The organism is Vibrio sp. 5S239 (assembly GCF_041439575.1).
Lineage (GTDB): Bacteria > Pseudomonadota > Gammaproteobacteria > Enterobacterales > Vibrionaceae > Vibrio > Vibrio kanaloae.
Genome location: NZ_JBGOOM010000001.1, coordinates 317,213 through 332,390, shown reverse-complemented (window position 1 = coordinate 332,390; position 15,178 = coordinate 317,213). Strand labels below are relative to the sequence as shown.

The following is a 15,178-nucleotide window of genomic DNA, read 5'->3' as shown; positions in this document are numbered from 1 at the left end:
TGAGCCAAGGCAGAAACTGCCTTGGCTACTTTAGAAGTATTAACGGTTAACCGCTTCAAGTTTCCAGATGTTGTTCACGTAGTCGCGGATAGAGCGGTCTGATGTGAACTTACCAACCAATGCTGTGTTAAGAATCGCTTTCTTAGCCCAACCTGCTTGGTCTTTATATTGCGTGCTCATGTCTTCGTGCGCTTTCACATAAGATGCGAAGTCAGCAAGACATAGGTAAGGGTCACCACCGTCTAGCAGGCTGTCAAACGTTGCACATAGAAGACCTGGCTGGCCCGGAGTGAACTCATCGCCAGTCAATAAGTCTAGAGATGCTTTCAGTAGTGGATCTGCATTGTAGTAATCGTATGGGTTGTAACCCTGAGCTTTCAATGCCACAACACCGTCAACGTCTAGGCCGAAGATGTAGATGTTTTCATCACCCACTTCTTCACGAATCTCAACGTTTGCACCATCCATCGTACCGATAGTTAGCGCGCCGTTTAGAGCCATCTTCATGTTGCCCGTACCCGATGCTTCTTTACCAGCCAGTGAGATTTGCTGAGAAACGTCTGCTGCAGGGATGATGATTTCAGCCATGCTTACACGGTAGTCAGGGATGAATACCACTTTAAGCTTGTTACCGATACGAGGATCGTTGTTGATCTTCTCTGCAATCTTGTTAACCGCGAAGATGATCTCTTTCGCTAGGTGGTAACCCGGCGCTGCTTTCGCGGCAAAGAAACATACGCGTGGCTCACATTCGAAACCAGGTTCGTTAAGAATACGGTGGTACAGAGATAGAATGTGTAGTAAATCTAGGTGCTGGCGCTTGTATTCGTGCAGACGTTTAATTTGAACGTCAAAGATAGCGTTAGTATCTAGCTCGATACCCATGTTCTCTTGAACCCAATCAGCAAGACGCTGTTTGTTTTCTTTCTTAACCGCCATGAATTCTTTCTGGAATTTAGCATCTGTTGCAAACTTAGCGATGCCTTCTAGCTGCTCAAGTTTTGCTGGCCATTCAGTACCGATCTTACCAGTAATTAGCTTAGATAGGCCTGGGTTACAGAACTTCAGCCAACGACGTGGCGTGATGCCGTTCGTTACGTTAGTCAGTTTGCCTGGGAAGATTTCGTTGAACTCTGGGAACAAGTCTTTCTTAACCAATTGTGAATGAAGTGCTGCTACACCGTTTACTTTGTAAGAACCAATTACACATAGGTTTGCCATGCGAACCATGCGGTGGAAACCTTCTTGGATGATAGAAAGCTTCGCTTGCTTCTCACCGTCACCAGGCCACATCTTGCGAACTTCTTGCATGAAGCGGTGGTTGATTTCAAAGATGATTTCCATGTGACGAGGGAGAAGACGATTGATCAAAGATTCAGACCAAGTCTCTAACGCTTCTGGAAGTAGTGTGTGGTTCGTGTAAGCGAACGTGTGAGCACTGATTTCCCATGCTTGATCCCAAGATAGACCTTTCTCGTCGATCAAAATGCGCATTAGTTCAGGGATCGCGATCGTTGGGTGCGTATCGTTCAGTTGAATCGTTTCTTGCTTCGGCAGATCTTCTAGAGAGAAACCAGCTGCTTCGTGGCGACGTAGAATATCGCGAACAGACGCTGCTGAGTGGAAGTACTGCTGCATTAGACGCAGAGTCTTACCTTTCTCATGGTTATCATTCGGGTAAAGTACTTTAGTGATGTTACCAGCATCGATTAGCGAGTGTTGCGCTTCAAAGTAGTCACCGTTGTTGAAGCTTGCTAGTGAGAATGGTGCAATTGCCTGACATTCCCAAAGACGCAGTGGGTAAACCGTGTTTGACTCGTAACCTACGATAGGTAGATCCCAAGGCATTGCTTTTACTTCCATACCAGGAACCCAAGTACGAACTTCTTTACCGTCGATGTATTCAACTTCTACATGACCGTAAAAACCAATGTGTTGTGCTAGTTCTGGACGAGCGACTTCCCATGGGTAACCTTCAACACCACGCCATGCGTCTGGTGATTCTTGTTGGCGACCGTTTTGAAAAGACTGTTTGAATAGGCCGTATTCATAGTGAAGACCGTAGCCTACTGTTGGGTATTCTTGAGCGGCACAAGAATCCATGAAACAAGCAGCTAGTCGACCAAGACCACCATTACCTAATGACGGGTCGCGTTCTTCTTCTAGAAGGTCAGTTAGGTTTTGACCTAGCTCTTCCATTGCATGAGTGATCTGTTCGTATAGACCCATGCTGATCAGGTTGTTACCTGTTAGACGACCAATCAAAAACTCTAGTGATAGGTAGTTAACGCTCTTCGCGTTCTTAATTTTTTCGTCATTTTCAGTAGCTAGCAGGTCAAAGGTTGTCAATTCTGCTAACGCGCGGCCCATTGCTAGGTACCATGCACGGCTATCTGCGTTTTCAATTGTTGTTGCGTAGGTCGCAGACAAATGCTTCTTAACGCTCTCTTGGAACGACACTTTATCGAAAGTTTTTTGCTGAGTTGGTTTCATTTCAGAAATCTCGCTTTTAATAGTTCTAATTCATCTATGACATATCGTGCATGGTCACCATAAACTAAACATCCTCCCGGCCTTACAACTAACTAGGAGTAGATTAGAGGGCGTAGGGGGCGTACCGAGATTTGGTTAGTGATCTGACTCTCATGTTCTGAGTTAGAACAAAATCTTGGAGTGACCAAGATCACAAGCTCCCGTCGGATAACTTAACTTCAATTGATGTAACTTTTATTTACGTCTCTAAAAGTCATTGCTAAATCTGATATTCAGATCACGAATTTTTTTTAGCCTCTCATTCTTTTACAGAGAAACCGGTGTAAGAGAAGGAGAAGTCACATTCACAAACCGCACCTAAGGTGACTTAAATCACAAATAAAGGGCGTAGAACATCAAAAACATGCAGGAGTGCAAGGTTTCTGTGGAGGATCATAGTCGGTATCGTTTCGCTTCACGTACCATAAACGAAGACTTAAGTAATTAGGCTAATGTCATTGGACAAGCACTCAACAATAGATTGGGATAATCCAGAACATAAGCCACGAAATAGGTGAAAAACTTCGATATGTGGATCCCTTCAAAACTGACCCGTCCCGGCCGCTTACACAATGCGATTCTACGACCTAGGGTTCTCGATCTGCTTCAGAACGCAGATTGTTACAAGCTGGTGCTATTTCGCTCCCCAGCAGGGTATGGCAAAACCACAATGGCCGCGCAATGGCTAGTAGATAAGCCTAATGTGGGTTGGTACAGCATTGATGATAGTGACAACGATCCATTTCGCTTTATTAACTATCTATTGCAATCACTCAATAAAGCGACTCAAAATATCTGTCCTAATGCCCAAAAGCTGGCAGAGAAAAGACAGTTTTCATCGCTGCATTCGTTATTAAGTGAAGTTTTCGCAGAAATGTCTGAGTTCCATCATGAATGTTTCCTTGTGTTGGACGACTACCACTTGGTTAACAATGATGACATTCATGAAGCAATGCGCTTTTTCCTAAAACATATGCCCGACAACCTGACGCTCGTTGTAACCAGCCGAGGAACACCACCACTCGGTACCGCCAACCTGCGCGTACGTGACTTAATGATAGAGCTAGGTAACGATTCACTGGCTTTTGATACTGAAGAGACCACGCGCTTTTTCAACCAACGCGTAGCCGATGGCATTGATGACATCACAGCAGACAGCATTTGTACTTATGTAGAGGGTTGGCCTTCTGCCTTGCAACTTATAGCGCTGCAAGCCCAACATCAAAAACGTACTCTAGCGCAATCAGCGGAGTCGTTCTCACACTTTAACCATGCTCATCTTTGGGACTATTTGGTGGAAGAAGTGTTCGACTTGTTAGACAAAGAAACTCGACAATTCTTAATGCAGTGCTCTGTGCTTGATCACTTCAACGACGAGCTAGTATGTGCACTCACTCAACGTGAAGACGCGCTCGGTATGATCGAGTCACTCAATCGATTTGGCCTGTTCATCTACCCTCTTGAAGGTGAGAAAAACTGGTACCGCTTCCATAACCTATTTGGTGAATTTCTCGCGCACGAACGCCAAGCACGAATTCCGCAACAAGAAGCTGAATTACATCGAAGTGCGGCTAAAGCTTGGATCAAACAGAAAACTCCTCATCAAGCTCTTCGACATGCACAGCGTGCTGACGACCCACAATTGATTGTTCAGATCTTAAGTGATCACGGATGGCAGATGTTCAACCAAGGTGAGCTCTCTTCATTAGAGATGGCGATCAAGCAACTGACACCTGACCAACTTTACAGTGAACCTAAACTGTCAATGTTGCGCGCATGGCTGGCACAAAGTCAGCATCGATATGATCAAGTAGGAACCTTGCTGGAAGAAGCCGAAGCGCAATATCAAGCTCGAAATATTGAGCTTGATACTCAACAACAAGGGCAGTACAACTCCCTGCGTGCGCAAGTAGCCATCAACAGTAATGAACCTGAAAAAGCGCTAGAATTAGCCGAACTTTCATTAAGTCAACTAAATACAACGGTATACCGTAGCCGTATAGTAGCGACCTCTGTTGTTGGTGAAGTGAACCATGTTATGGGCAACCTTAGCCGTGCGCTACCGATGATGCAGCAAACAGAAAAACTCGCACGTCAGTATCAAGTTTACCATCAGGCGCTGTGGGCAATTCTGCAACAGAGTGAAATATTAATTGCTCAAGGTTATGTTCAGGCTGCATTTGAGCTGCAAGACAGTGCATTTAAATTGATTGAAGAACACCAACTGCAATACGTGCCACTGCATGAATTTTTACTGCGAGTTAGAGCTCAGATTTTTTGGTGTTGGAATCGATTAGATGAAGCAGAAGAGTGTTGTTATAAGGGCTTAGATATTCTTGGCCATCACGCACCAAGTAAGCACTTACATAGCTACTCAATGCTGGCTCGAATCTCATTGAGTCGGGGAGAAATTGATAAAGCGTCTAAGTTTATTGACCAGATTCAGCACTTGTTGCGCCAATCAACTTACCACGTAGATTGGACGGCGAATGCCTCACTGTCTCTGATCTTGTTCTGGCAAGTAAAAGGCAATAAAGACGCCATCCGTGACTGGTTGAGCGTTGCTGTTCGTCCTGAATCAGCAAGCAACCACTTTTGTCAACTTCAATGGCGTAACATCGTGCGTGCTCACATCATCCTTGAGCAGTATGAGGAAGCAGAACAAGCGCTAACCTTCTTGAAAAACGAAGCCCAGCGTTCACACTTGATTACGGACACCAACAGAAATTTGATCGTCGAAGCCGTGTTACGCACACAGCTCAACGATGAAGACAGTGCTCGTGTGCTACTAGAAGAAGCCCTACACATGACCAACCAAACAGGTATGGTCGGTAACTTCCTAGTCGATGGTGGCACTATCGGGCATATCTTGGACAAGCTGAGTAACAAACCTGGCTTAGGTGATTTAGAACGTCACCGAGCCCAACAGATCATGAAAGATATCTCGACTACCCAACGCAGCCGTTCGGTTCACTTTGACGAAGACTTTGTGGAGAATCTGGTTAATCACCCGAATATTCCTGAACTGGTACGCACCAGCCCACTCACACAACGTGAATGGCAGGTACTTGGTCTTATCTACTCGGGGTTCAGTAATGAACAGATCGCTCAAGAACTTGATGTTGCAGGCACGACTATCAAAACTCACATCCGTAACCTTTACCAAAAGCTAAACATTGCCAACCGTAAAGAAGCCATTAGCACAGCAGAAAATTTGTTGCAGTTGATGGGATACTAAAACGGATTCGAGATTCGAAAAAAGCATAAGCTGGTCACCCATGGTGGCTGGCTTTTTTTCGCTTGGAGAATGAGGGGTTACCGATCAAAAACTAGAGATAGCCAAACGACAGACAAAAAAATAGCCAACCGCAATAATCGCGATTGGCTCTATATATTTGTGAACAAATCAAAAGTTCACTAACAACGTCAGTTGGCTAGGTGACCCTCGGCTTAAGAAGGGTCAAATTTATTAATGCAGTTAGCGTGCCAACTTTAATTCAGCGTTTTATAAGCTCTAAATCTCATAAAAGCCTCTAATTCAACATACTAATTGCAAAGTGCATTTGCATAGTGCAATAAAAATGCAATATTGATAGGATATCAGTTTCATCATAGAACACTAATGATAGATCACTAAGTGCTTGTATTTTAAATATTAGGCAAATGTTCACTTCAACTTATTGCGTTGCAATTAAGAAGATAATTAAAACACCTCGCCAAAGGCATATTCATACTTTTTTTACCTTAAAGTTTGTATACTGCACAAAATCATTCTCAACTCTATGAATCAATGAACTATTTAAGTACTTTTTTTAAAGGCATGGCAATGGGCGCAGCCGACGTTGTCCCTGGCGTTTCAGGCGGAACCATCGCATTCATCACTGGTATTTACGATACGCTGCTAGAAAGCATCCGTAGAATTAACCCAAGCGTACTTGGCTTATGGAAGCGCGAAGGCTTCAAAGCCGCGTTTAACCACATCAATGGTTTCTTCCTGATTTCACTGTTCGCAGGCGTGTTCACGAGTATTGCGACATTCGCAAAACTGATTTCTTGGTTATTGGTCACGCACCCTGTTCCACTATGGTCTTTCTTCTTTGGGCTGATCTTGGTGTCGGTATTCCATATTCTTAAGCAGGTAGAAAAGCGCGATATGATTCGATTCGTCTTTCTATTACTTGGCGTTGCCTTCGCTTATAGCATTACGGTTCTTAAACCACTACAAATGGAACCAACCAGCATCAACATCTTGATTGCGGGTGCGATTGCGATCTGTGCGATGATTTTGCCGGGTATCTCAGGCAGCTTTATTCTGCTACTGATTGGCATGTATGGCCCGATTCTTGGTGCCGTTAAAGAGTTTCAAATCGATGTGCTTGCCCTATTTTTAGGTGGTTGTGTGATCGGTCTACTGACTTTCTCACACGTGCTCTCTTGGCTATTACGCTCATTCCGCGATTTCACATTGGTATTCTTAACCGGTTTGATGATCGGTACGCTACCTAAGATATGGCCGTGGAAAGAAACCATCAGCTGGCGCATCAACTCGAAAGGTGAGCAAGTACCTCTGATTCAAGAAAACCTATCACCGTTCGATTTTGAAGCTGTGACCTCGCAACCTTCTCAGCTGGTGTTGGCAATTGTGATGATGCTTGTAGCCATTGCCTTAGTTCTAGGGCTAGAGAAATTTGCAGAGCGTAACGTTGACTAATCATTCAGCGTACTTCTGGAACATGTTCAGAACGGATAGAACTTAGAAATACTAAGCTCACCTCTCTATTAAGCAGACAAAAGCGAAGCCAATGGCTTCGCTTTTTAGTTCTACCATACGCACAAAATTGCTTTTTGATACAAGCACGTATTGAGGGGTATGATAACATCGCCGCTCTTATAGAATTAGATGAGAACACGACATGCACCCAGCATTAAAAGTGGCTGCTCTTGGAATCGCTCTCGTGGCAGGCTTTTATGGGCCACCCGTATTTCAAAAACTCAAGTCGGTCATTGAACATTCAACGGCCGAAGTCAATTTAGATGACTACTGTATGCTTTCAACAACATCGTGTGAGCAAGAATCGATTTCAATGTCGCTTGACCGTGAAACCGCACAACCTCTTCTACCCACGAAAATAAAGGTTGTTTGGGAAGGTGCCGCATCTGAGACACTAATGTTGTCACTCACCGGCTTAGAAATGGAAATGGGCTCAGCGCGTTTTCAACTAAAGAGCATTGGCAATAATACTTATGAAGGTGATGTGATTTTACCTGTATGTACTTTAGATAAGATGACATGGATCGGTGAGCTCACTGATGGTGTCGAGACTGTAAACCCTGCAATAAGGATGACAAGATGAGTAGAAATTGGTCGTTAGCATTGGTTGTTGCTTTTGTACTTGGCTTTGGTGTCAAAAGCTATCTTGACGGACAAAATAAATCTCAAGAACAACACGCAGCAAAGCAAGAGTTTTCCGCAACGACTCTTTTCGGTAAAGATAACCAACCAACGGAAATCTTTGACCAAACCGATGACAGAATTCGTATCGTCTACTTTGGTTTCACACGTTGCCCAGATGTCTGCCCTACTTCTCTGGCGATGTTAGCTGGAGCGCTTAACCAAGTGTCAGATGGAGCAAAAGCGAAGATTCGCCCGATGTTTGTCTCTCTTGACCCAGAGCGCGATGCTGCAGAAGCTTCTTATGAGTACGCACAATACTTCCACCCAATGATGGAAGGATTAAGTGGCCCATTAGATGTGACAACGACGCTTGCGCATAACTACGGTGTTATTTTCAGAAAGACCAAACTTGAAGGGTCAGAGTTGGAATACACCCTAGACCACAGCTCATATTTTTATTTTTTAAAGCCCGACGGTACTTTGATAACCAAAGTACCGCACACGTTGACGCCAGCGCCAATTGTTGAGGCCATCAACACGTTAACACGCTAGCGTATCAAGTCATCAACGACTAGGAACAACGTGTAAAAAAATAGAGAACTTAACTAATAAAGTTCGAACAAAAAGTCAGGTCCCAGACCAAAAACATAAAAATTAAGGACAACAACATGAAGTTAAAAGCACTTGCTCTAGCAGGCTTATTGCTCACCCCTTTTGCTCAGGCTAGTAGCGATATTATGATTCATGATGCGTACGCTCGTGCAACCCCGCCTTCAGCAGTGAACAGCGCGGTGTTCACGACTCTGATGAACCACAGCGATAAAGAACGCGCTATTGTTTCTGCAACAACACCGGCAGCAGGTAAAGTAGAACTTCATGATGTAATCATGGATGGCGATGTTATGAAAATGCGCCAAGTTCAAGAGATCATCATCCCTGCGAACGGTGAAGCAGTACTTAAACCAGGTAGCCTACACATCATGTTGTTCGACCTAGCAAGCAGCCTAAAAGAAGGTGAGCAAATCGAGATGACACTGACCTTCGCCAACGGTGAAACGCAGACCTTCGATGCGCCGGTTAAGAAAGTAATGAGCGGCATGAAAAAGATGAACCACGATCATCACTAATTGCTCAGCACAGGATGCAGAATATTCGTCGGTTGCGCACTAGGCGTGCGTGAAACATTTACCGATGTGGAAAATTTAGCCACGTACTATCGTTTTTCTCATTGCAACCATGAATCAGAACCGGCGTGCGACTACGCAAAGCGATTGAAAGTGGTGAGCAGCCTGGAAGAAGGCTTACAAACTATCAAAAATAATTGAGAGGACAAGCCCTTTGTGTTCATCACATAGGGCTTATTTATTTCAATTTGCTATCTATATGGCTATTGCTGCAAGCGATGATCTTATCAAAAGCTGTTTACATTCTTATACTCACAGAATATTGGGCTTGATAAACATCAGCATGCAGGCTTATAACTCAACATATGTACATTTATTTAACATTTCAACCCAAAAACACCACGTAGCGCAAACAATCACCCTAAAAGTAAACTATTCCTAGACACCCTCTTAGATCTCGCTAATATTAGCGCCCATTCCACTAGTGTATAGTTGGAATTGGTACAGCTTTATAAAAAGATACATCACTATAATAATTTAACAATTGCAGGTATTTTATGCAAAATAGCAACATACTCGCCCGCATCGCTCGTGGGAACCTTGTCCTACAGATCCTTGCAGGTATTGTTTTCGGTGTCGTTCTCGCCATGGTTTCTCCTTCAGCAGCTCAAGATGCAGGTCTACTCGGTAGTCTGTTTGTTGGTGCTTTGAAAGCAGTTGCCCCCATTTTAGTTTTCATTCTTGTCGCAGCTTCTATCGCAAACCAAAAGAAAGGTCAGCATACCCATATGCGTCCAATCATTGTGCTATACCTGATTGGTACGTTCTCTGCTGCACTTACAGCTGTAGTGTTGAGCTTCATGTTCCCAACCACTTTGACACTGGTTGCGGGCGCTGAAGGTGCCAACCCTCCTCAAGGTATTGCTGAAGTTCTTCATACGCTTCTATTCAAACTTGTAGATAACCCAGTTAGTGCGCTAATGAACGCGAACTACATCGGTATTCTTGCTTGGGCAATCGGCCTTGGCCTTGCACTGCACCACGCATCTGCAACAACTAAAGCGGTTTTCGAAGATTTAAGCCACAGTGTTTCACACATTGTTCGCTTCATTATTCGTCTTGCACCCTTCGGTATCTTCGGTCTTGTTTCAACGACATTCGCAACAACGGGCTTCGATGCTCTAGCAAGCTACGGTCAACTACTAGCGGTTCTACTAAGCTCAATGCTGATCATCGCACTTGTGGTTAACCCTCTGCTTGTATTTGTAAAAACGAAACAGAACCCATACCCACTCGTACTGCAATGTATTCGTGAATCTGGCGTAACAGCATTCTTCACTCGTTCAAGTGCTGCAAACATCCCAGTAAACATGAACCTTTGTAAGAAGCTAAACCTAGACGAAGATACTTACTCTGTATCTATCCCTCTAGGCGCAACAATCAACATGGCGGGTGCTGCAATTACCATCACTGTGTTAACGCTTGCAGCGGTACACACAATGGGTATTGAAATTGATATCTTCACTGCGATTCTACTAAGCCTTGTGGCTGCGGTATCTGCATGTGGCGCTTCTGGTGTTGCTGGCGGTTCACTACTGCTTATCCCACTAGCATGTGGCCTATTCGGTATTTCTAACGATGTAGCGATGCAGGTTGTTGCAGTAGGTTTCATTATCGGTGTGATTCAAGATTCTGCTGAAACGGCGCTTAACAGCTCAACTGACGTAGTGTTCACTGCTGCTGTATGTAAAGCTGAGCAAAACAAAGCTCAATAAGCTTTAAGCTCTAAGCTCTAAGCTCTAAGCTCTAAGCTCTAAGCTCTAAGCTCTAAAAGCAAATCATACACAAATAAAAAGGGAAGCATCGGCTTCCCTTTTTTGTTGCCTAGTTTTCTTGATTAGGGTGAGAACTACAGTTAACTGATAACCAAAGAAAACTGCTTCACAGAAGCACCGTATAAAGCTACTGAACACGACTATTGATTTCTGTTCCAGTTAGACTCAACAACTGGCTGACTGAAGTCCAGAGGGTCGCTATTCTGGTTAGCTTGTTTATCTGTTAATGCTTGACCTGTATTCATCTGCTGTTGGCTGTAATCAACGTTAGAAATTGATTCACTAAGCTCTTTAGTCTTTATATGACTACCATCGACACTTAAATCGGTATCTTCTTCATCAAGCACTTCTTTCACTTTCTTTGGGATAGGTATATTACGTTTGTAGAGCTTATTGAGCGCTTTGATGATTGAGTGCTTGGTTATCGCTTCTTGAGTTAACTTAGTCATTATTGGCTTAGTCAGAGCTTGTAAGCCCACCACTGCATCCACACCAAGCTCACCACCCACTTTGTCTCTCAAATGTTTCGCATCGGAATATCCGAAATGAGCCGATAAGAAGAGCCAAATATAAGCAATAGCGTTACCGTTTTCACCATGATCGATCCAAGCCTCACCGGCTCTAAACATCGCTTCGGCACTGTTTTTTTCCGCCGCAGTCTCAAACCAATATATGGCCTCACCATGATTGGATTCAACGCCAATACCATTCAAATAACACGAACCAAGCTTAATCTTACCTTCTAAACTATTCTTGTCCGCCGCTTTGTGATACCACTCGACTGCATTCTCGGCTGAATAGTCCGGATTTTCTTTGTCTAGACACCAGTCCCCCATAAACAGCATTGCTTCGCTATTGCCACCAGCTGCTGACTCTTCGATACAAGTGTAGCCCTTGGGGATGTTTTTATCCGTTCCACGGCCAAAGACGAGCGCTTTACCCATCTCAAATTTCGCAGCCAGATCATTGTCTAATGCAGATATAGCAAGTTGCCAAAAATTGGCTTTTTCTTTTAAAATTAGGTCTTCTTTACGCTTCATACTAAGGCGTACAATACCGTACATACCGTTGACATTATCTAAATGCGCCGCTTTATCGTACCAATACAGAGCTTCCTTGATATTGTTACGTTCGGCCTCTTTCGCCAAATACAGAATCGACGGAACATGCCCGGTTTCAGCTTTGAAGTGGCGCTCTTTTTGCTCTTGTATACGCGCTTTTTCAATCGCTTTTCGGTAAGCGACTGCACGTGCTTTACGTTCCTGTTCCAAGCGCTGTTTTCTTAGCGATAGAGAGATCAGCCAAACGGCCACAAGTATTAACGAAAGAGCCGTCGCACCAATTGCGATTCCCATTGTACTCATAAAGTTTTTTAACCTAACTCGGTTGATACAAGACCCAATCCAGAGGAGTACCCAACCATAGTGAATGTTTCTAAATTACAGGGAAAAGCGCAGTAGTTAAAACGTTTCACCCTAAAATGAACTTAGTATCTCAGGAATACATGGCGTTAAACAGATTCCTGATACATCTCAGTATGCACTCCATAAATGGTGTGATCTTACTTCAATATTAGTTTGCTTATGAAGATAACCTTCCAGAAAAGTCACCTTAAAAGCGACCACGATATGGCACCTATCACTGTCATTTCGTATCGTGGTGGCTATATGATTAAGTTAACTGCCCATAAATATATGCCAACTCAGCAACCGTTTTTGCAGAAAATTTCTTCATTAAACTCGCTCGGTGTACTTCTACCGTTCTCATCGCGATACACAACTCGTCAGCGATTTTCTGGTTACGCTTGCCGTCAATGATCTGCTTAAGAATGTCGATTTCACGCTCGGTCAACGACGCATAAGCTTGGCGATACACATTCATATGAAGATGCTTTTCAGAAGCCTCTAATCCTTGCTTGATTGCCTCGGACAATTCACCACCTTTCACCGGCTTTTGGAAGAAGTTCACCGCGCCCGATTGCAAGGCTTCCACCGCCATTGGTACATCACCATGACCCGTCAGATAAATCACCGACAATGGACTCTGCGCTTTCACCATCAACTCATGGACTTGCTGCCCTCTCATCTCTGGCATTCTGCTATCCAAAATTACACACCCCGGAGCACTCAAGTCGACAGAATCTAGAAAGTTCGGGCCATCTTCATAAGCTGACACTGTAAAATCATGCTCTTTCAATAAGAACACCAATGAGTCACGCATCGACTCATCGTCATCAACCACATAAACCGGCAACGTTTGATGAAGTTCTGACATAACAAGATTCCTTATGAATCATTTGAAAGAGAAAAAGGTAACGTTACCTCAACGTGACAGCCATGAGGAGCAAGTGACACAATGGCCATTTTACCACTGTGGTCTTCAATCACGTCTTGGCAAATCGAAAGCCCTAATCCCAAGCCATTTTCTTTACTGCTCACAAAGGCTTGGGTAACTTGTTGCTCGGCAAGATCTAACCCCGTTCCGTTATCAATAACCGACAACATCATTTTATCCGGTTGATACTCGGTAATCACTTTAATTGTCGCAAGCTTGCCGTTTTTGTTATTAATATCAGACATCGCGCTGTGTTCGCGTTGCTGCTGTATGTTACACGCATCTGTCGCATTATTGATCAGGTTTACAATTACTTGTTGTATGCCCACAGGATCAATATACAAAGTAATAGGCTGTCCGACCGCGTAGCGTTTAATAGTGATATTGTGCTTCTGTAATCGAAATTGCAGCAACTCAATGGTGTCTGTGAGTAGCTGCTCGATGTCGGTCTGAGACTTCTCAGATGAGCGTTTCTTAATCATGTTTCTTAAGCGTTGAATGATCGCATCAGCACGATCCACTTGAGACTGAATTTTCTCGAACACAGGTTCAATATCGGTCAATGGTTTGTTCTTCGAAACCCGCAGTAAACCACCTTCGCTATAGTTACGAATCGCTGCCAGAGGCTGATTGATTTCGTGTGCCAAACTGCTTCCCAACTCACCGACTACCGCGATCCGTTGCGAATGCTCGAGCTGCTCACTCTTACTTTTTAACTTGTGCAACGTGGCTTCTAACTGTTTTTTACTGCGGCTAAATTTATATTCCAACCAAAAATGGTAAGCATTCAGTAATACGACAAGAATAAAGAACGCCCACGCCCATTGCTGATTGTACTTAAGCCAAATTAACGCTTCTTTCCACCAAGGCTGTTGCAGTGGGTGCATGTCGAGTTGTTGATAGAGCTTGTCTATCGAGAGCAGGCTTGTCGGTGACGTCCAACCCGAAGCATTTGCCGCAATGGCGGGTGCACTACTCTTTGCCATTGAAAACAGCACCTGACTCATTTGTTTAGCCAGTGCTGAAGAGGCTCTTTCTGTTTTGGCAAACGACCAGTTAGGGTACAACGGCGTAGACACTTGGCATCGGAATCCTTCAGGCGCTTGATTGCCGATAATTCGATATTGGCCAGCGACTAGCAAACCTTCGCTGATCATGCTCTCAACTAAACACACAGGTACCACAGCCGCTTCAATGTGCCCTTCTCGCAGCTGGTATAAGCTGGCATCAATAGGAAAACCTAAGAACTGAGTATTAGAGAAAAAGTGGTTGGGATTGAGCCCCTCTTGCATTATTTGATAACGCATAGTCAGGTAACCACCAAACGCATTTTCTGACACGGCAGCAATTGGCTTTCCGCTCAATTGTTCAAAAGAGATATAAGGTGACATTCTTCTCACCACCAATGCGGAACCGATACTGCGCGTGCTGCTCACACCTTGATCGTCGTAATTGTGACTGGTCATGGTTGCTATCCAAGAGAGCGCATACTGACGCCCTAATCGCACCGCCTGCCCCGGGTTGGTGACAACAAAATCGACGTTGACGTCTTTCACCGCTTCGGCCATCTCTTCCAAGTTAAATGGTTTGAGGACAAAGTGCTTACCTGGGATTCGCTCAGACAACCAATCCATTGTTGGTTGCCAGCGTTGCCGCGCCGAAAGCTTACCTCGAGTTGCTAACACGCCAACTTCGATAACCTGGTCGGGTTCAGTGAGGCTTGGGCTTGGGCTTGGGCTTGGGGCTACTGTCGCTTGTTCAGATCGAGCCGCGAAACACGCACCTGAGGTTAGGCTTAACCAACAAAGGCTAACGATTGCCATTAGTTTTCGAACGCTCACTAAAATCTATTTCTCCAAACGGACTGTTTATTCAATTTATTCTCGATTCATTTTATGTCAGCAACATGTTGAACGCTCAACTTATGCTTTAGATCGCCTTAAATAAGCCTCTAAAAC

10 protein-coding genes are annotated in these 15,178 nt (G+C 44.2%); 6 read left to right on the top strand and 4 right to left on the bottom strand.

What is annotated here, in order from left to right; genetic code table 11:
* Positions 1 to 39 precede the first annotated feature (39 nt).
* Positions 40 to 2,493 carry a glycogen/starch/alpha-glucan phosphorylase gene (locus ACED48_RS01450; RefSeq protein WP_017057872.1) on the bottom strand — a complete coding sequence of 818 codons (2,454 nt, stop codon included), beginning with the start codon at positions 2,491 to 2,493 and terminating at the stop codon, positions 40 to 42.
* Positions 2,494 to 3,061: 568 nt separating this feature from the next.
* Between ACED48_RS01450 and malT the strand changes: the two genes are divergently transcribed.
* The 6 genes from malT to sstT all read left to right on the top strand — a co-directional run bounded on the left by malT (position 3,062) and on the right by sstT (position 10,826).
* The gene (malT, locus tag ACED48_RS01445) at positions 3,062 to 5,770 is read left to right on the top strand and encodes an HTH-type transcriptional regulator MalT (protein ID WP_017057871.1); all 2,709 of its coding nucleotides are present in this window, start codon (positions 3,062 to 3,064) and stop codon (positions 5,768 to 5,770) included.
* Positions 5,771 to 6,322: 552 nt separating this feature from the next.
* On the top strand, positions 6,323 to 7,243 hold the full coding sequence (locus ACED48_RS01440) for a DUF368 domain-containing protein (protein ID WP_029627186.1): 921 nt from the start codon (positions 6,323 to 6,325) through the stop codon (positions 7,241 to 7,243).
* A 202-nt stretch (positions 7,244 to 7,445) separates the two neighbouring features.
* Positions 7,446 to 7,886: a hypothetical protein gene (locus tag ACED48_RS01435; protein ID WP_017057869.1), complete on the top strand. Its 441-nt coding sequence runs from the start codon at positions 7,446 to 7,448 to the stop codon at positions 7,884 to 7,886.
* On the top strand, positions 7,883 to 8,479 hold the full coding sequence (locus ACED48_RS01430) for an SCO family protein (protein WP_017057868.1): 597 nt from the start codon (positions 7,883 to 7,885) through the stop codon (positions 8,477 to 8,479). The genes ACED48_RS01435 and ACED48_RS01430 overlap by 4 nt, the downstream gene beginning before the upstream one ends.
* Positions 8,480 to 8,595: 116 nt before the next feature.
* Positions 8,596 to 9,054, top strand: a complete 459-nt coding sequence (locus ACED48_RS01425) for a copper chaperone PCu(A)C (protein ID WP_017057867.1) — start codon at positions 8,596 to 8,598, stop codon at positions 9,052 to 9,054.
* A gap of 554 nt (positions 9,055 to 9,608) precedes the next feature.
* Positions 9,609 to 10,826, top strand: a complete 1,218-nt coding sequence (gene sstT / locus ACED48_RS01420) for a serine/threonine transporter SstT (protein ID WP_017057866.1) — start codon at positions 9,609 to 9,611, stop codon at positions 10,824 to 10,826.
* A gap of 200 nt (positions 10,827 to 11,026) precedes the next feature.
* Here the strand turns inward: sstT and ACED48_RS01415 are convergent, their stop codons facing one another.
* The 3 genes from ACED48_RS01415 to ACED48_RS01405 form a co-directional block, all read right to left on the bottom strand.
* Complete coding sequence (locus tag ACED48_RS01415) at positions 11,027 to 12,241, bottom strand: tetratricopeptide repeat protein (protein WP_017057865.1); 1,215 nt, start codon at positions 12,239 to 12,241, stop codon at positions 11,027 to 11,029.
* Positions 12,242 to 12,557: 316 nt separating this feature from the next.
* Entirely contained in the window at positions 12,558 to 13,160 is a 603-nt protein-coding gene (locus tag ACED48_RS01410; protein WP_017057864.1) for a response regulator transcription factor, read from the bottom strand.
* Between the two features lie 11 nt (positions 13,161 to 13,171).
* Positions 13,172 to 15,061 (bottom strand): sensor histidine kinase, encoded by a 1,890-nt coding sequence (locus ACED48_RS01405; RefSeq protein WP_029627185.1) that lies wholly within the window; start codon positions 15,059 to 15,061, stop codon positions 13,172 to 13,174.
* Positions 15,062 to 15,178: the final 117 nt, after the last annotated feature.